The organism is Gammaproteobacteria bacterium (assembly GCA_016765075.1).
Lineage (GTDB): Bacteria > Pseudomonadota > Gammaproteobacteria.
The window spans coordinates 1-3,372 of the sequence record JAESQP010000080.1; the positions used below are offsets into that span (position 1 = coordinate 1).

Annotated in this window: 4 protein-coding genes and 1 tRNA gene; 3 read left to right on the plus strand and 2 right to left on the minus strand. The window is 46.3% G+C overall.

Going from position 1 to position 3,372, the window contains the following annotated elements; all coding sequences use genetic code 11:
• A partial coding sequence (locus JKY90_04700) for an FxsA family protein (protein MBL4851565.1) occupies nt 1-143 on the minus strand: 143 nt, incomplete at its 3' end.
• A gap of 185 nt (nt 144-328) precedes the next feature.
• On the opposite strand from JKY90_04700, the gene JKY90_04705 reads away from it, so the two are divergent.
• Genes JKY90_04705 through JKY90_04715 form a run of 3 tightly spaced genes read left to right on the plus strand, consistent with a single transcriptional unit; the run spans nt 329 to nt 3,115 of the window.
• The gene (locus tag JKY90_04705; protein MBL4851566.1) at nt 329-628 is read left to right on the plus strand and encodes a divalent-cation tolerance protein CutA; all 300 of its coding nucleotides are present in this window, start codon (nt 329-331) and stop codon (nt 626-628) included.
• Nucleotides 612-2,519 (plus strand): protein-disulfide reductase DsbD, encoded by a 1,908-nt coding sequence (locus JKY90_04710; GenBank protein MBL4851567.1) that lies wholly within the window; start codon nt 612-614, stop codon nt 2,517-2,519. Before JKY90_04705 ends, JKY90_04710 begins: the two co-directional genes overlap by 17 nt.
• Nucleotides 2,516-3,115, plus strand: a complete 600-nt coding sequence (locus JKY90_04715) for a TlpA family protein disulfide reductase (protein MBL4851568.1) — start codon at nt 2,516-2,518, stop codon at nt 3,113-3,115. The genes JKY90_04710 and JKY90_04715 overlap by 4 nt, the downstream gene beginning before the upstream one ends.
• A gap of 152 nt (nt 3,116-3,267) precedes the next feature.
• Here the strand turns inward: JKY90_04715 and JKY90_04720 are convergent.
• Nucleotides 3,268-3,341 (minus strand) — tRNA-Gly (locus JKY90_04720).
• Nucleotides 3,342-3,372: the final 31 nt, after the last annotated feature.

Below are 3,372 nucleotides of genomic sequence, written 5' to 3' on the forward strand. Positions count from 1 at the left end.
AGCAGCGTGCCAAGCACTGCGGTAAACACCACCAGGGCAATTGTTGGCAAGGGGCCAATCAAGCTGCCAACTTTCACCAACAGGTAAATCTCGACCAGCGGCACGACGATAAAGAGAGCTAGCAATAACTTAAACGAGAACATGTTTAACAAAGTAGCGTTGAAATCGGACAATAACAAGTCACAATGTGACGATATAGTGGGATTACAGCAACAATCTTTGCAGTGACGCAAGCTTTATGGCATCTTGCGGAGCAATGAAAATCAGTGAAACTCTGCCATTCAAACCGAGTTTGGCAAAAATGATGGGCGCTGACAGTCAATGCGTCATGGTTCACGTCACTTGCCCAACAGAGTCTGCTGCGACACTGGCTCGGCTCTTTGTTACCGAAAAAGCCGCTGCCTGTGTGAACATTATTAGCAATATACGCTCTATATACCGCTGGCAAGACAAAATCCAGGACGACAACGAAAGCATGCTGATTATTAAAACCACGACCTCAACATTAAATAAGCTAGGCAATTTGGTCGCCAAACACCACCCTTATGAGTCTCCTGAAATGATCGTCATAGCCATTGTCGACGGACTACCTGATTACCTTAACTGGATTAATGCTTCAACTGACTAAAATGAACTCTTTATACCGAATCTATCGTCTTGTTTTGATCCTGCTTTGCTGCGTTGCACCTATGCAGTACGCCAACGCCGTTGATACCGATCTTGCTGATCGACTTAAAGCCCTGAGCAGCGAGTTGGGACTAAGTAATCCCTCACAAACCGTATTATCTCCGGATGAGGCTTTTATCTTTTTTGCCGAAGCTGACGATGGCCAGACAATTCGTATGCAGTGGCAAATCGCAGATAACATTTATATGTATCGCGATAAATTTCGTTTCGCCATCATCGAAAGTACCAAGGGTGATGTCAGCCTCGGTGCACCACAATTGCCACCAGGTAAGAAAAAATACGATGAGAGCTTTGGTGACAGCGAAGTCTATTTCCACGAGGTTACCATCACCCTGCCCGTTATTCGCGAAGCCGGGCCAGCGCAAACCATAAAATTACAGGCCTATTATCAGGGTTGTGTCGAAGACAGTTTTTGCTATCCGCCGATCAAAAAAATCATCAGCATAGATTTACCAAAACTGACCAAAGCGTCGTTCACCGCTCCAGGCATTGATACGGCTAATAGCAATGCCAGCGAAACATTTGTTTCCGAACAAGACCAACTCGCTGCAACCATTGCCAACGATAGCCCGTGGTTAATTGCCCTTATCTTTTTTGGTTTAGGTTTGGCTTTAGCTTTCACCCCTTGCGTCTTCCCGATGATTCCGATTTTATCTGGCATTATTATTGGCCAAGGCAAAGCACTGACCACGCGCCACGCATTCATTCTGTCACTTATTTATGTGTTGGCAATGGCGCTCACCTACACCGTCATTGGCATACTCGCCGGTCTATTTGGCGCCAACCTGCAAGCTGCATTTCAAAACCCGTGGATAATTTCCGGTTTTGTTTTAGTTTTTATCGCATTGTCTTTATCGATGTTCGGCTTTTATGAGTTACAAATACCTGCGGCACTACAAAATAAAATAACCAAACTTAGTAACTCACAAAAAAGCGGTAGCTTTATCGGTGTTGCCATTATGGGTGTTTTGTCTGCCTTGATCGTTGGTCCTTGTGTCGCCGCGCCTTTAGCCGGAGCGCTCATTTATATTGGTAATAGTGGCGATGCTGTGCTCGGCGGGCTCGCCTTGTTTGCCATGAGTCTTGGTATGGGTATGCCACTGCTTGCCATTGGTGCTTCAGCAGGGAAGTTATTACCTAAGGCTGGCGCCTGGATGGATGGCATTAAAACCGCATTCGGTATCATGCTATTGGCCGTTGCAGTGTGGATGCTAGAGCGTATCGCACCAAGCATGGTCACCATGCTGCTATGGTCATTATTGTTTATCTTCAGCGCCATTTATCTTGGCGCGCTTGATCGGCTGGATAAGGCTACGGGTTGGCAACGTTTTCGCAAGGGCTGCGGCATCGCATTGTTGGTCTACGGTTGCTTTGTCATGCTAGGCGCCGTTAGTGGCGGGAGTGATGTCACACGACCTTTACATGGCGTGAGTTTTCTTGCAGGGACAACACAATCGAACCATGCACTGGAATTTAAAACCATAAAAAGTGTTGGCGACCTACAACGTGAGGTCGCAAACGCCAGCCAAAACGGCACACCCGTCATGCTCGATTTTTACGCTGATTGGTGCGTGTCCTGTAAAGAGATGGAAAAATACACCTTCTCAGACCCGGCGGTACAACAAACGCTGAGTAAGGTCTTATTACTAAAAGCCGATGTCACCGCTAATGACGACATAGACCAAGCCTTAATGAAACACTTTAGTATTCCAGGGCCACCATCAATCATGTTTTATGATGCGCAGGGGAATGAACGTAAATCTTACCGCCTTGTCGGCTTTATAAAAGCCGAGCCATTCAAACAACACGTGGATCAAGCCCTTTCCTTATGAGCACATCATCCTGGCACAACCGCGCCATCAATATTGCTATAGCACTGCTGTTAATTGCTGGCGCCGTTGGCGTTGCAGTCAATCATTTTTATAAAAAATCCTTAACACCTAGTCATCTCAGTGAAAATGTAGACACTGCCGCTGAAATGGATGAAGAGGCCAAAGACGACCAAAAAAAATTGGTCAAACGTCCATACTTCAGTTTGCCAGACATTGATGGTATTCAACGTACCATCAGCACCTGGGATGGTAAAGTTTTAGTCGTTAACTTCTGGGCATCCTGGTGTGAGCCTTGTTTGCGAGAGATACCCGCTTTTGTCGATCTGCAAGATAGCTATGGCGAACAAGGCCTGCAGTTTGTTGGTATTGCCGTTGACGACATTGAGGCAGTGCGACAGTTTCTTAAAAAAATTCCCATCAACTATCCCATACTTGTGCACCCACGCGACACACTGCCTATCGCCGAAGCCTACGGTAATGAATTCGGCATTCTACCCTTCACCGTCGTCGTTAACCGTGACGGCAATATAGCCCATACTCAGCTCGGTGCGATCACCCATGAAGAGGCAGAAGAGATTATTAAGGCGTTGTTATAACGATTGTTCTATCTAACGCAATTCATATTTTTATAATGTGTCGGTATCTGGACGTAGGTTTTCGGGCTTGAATTCTGACCTGAGTTTTGGTTAAGCGCAGATACAAGGTTAAATTGACTGGTGGGATAGAAGGATACTGATTACGGCGTCAATGGAGCGGGTGATGGGAATCGAACCCACGTATTCAGCTTGGGAAGCTGAGGTTCTACCATTGAACTACACCCGCGTTGAATAGGAATTATACATGGCGTTGCAAG

Bases quoted from the DNA above. Each gene is read 5' to 3' on its own strand.
- JKY90_04705 (MBL4851566.1), top strand. From the start codon at position 329: ATGGTTCACGTCACTTGCCCAACAGAGTCTGCTGCGACACTGGCTCGG.
- JKY90_04710 (MBL4851567.1), top strand. From the start codon at position 612: ATGCTTCAACTGACTAAAATGAACTCTTTATACCGAATCTATCGTCTT.
- JKY90_04715 (MBL4851568.1), top strand. From the start codon at position 2,516: ATGAGCACATCATCCTGGCACAACCGCGCCATCAATATTGCTATAGCA.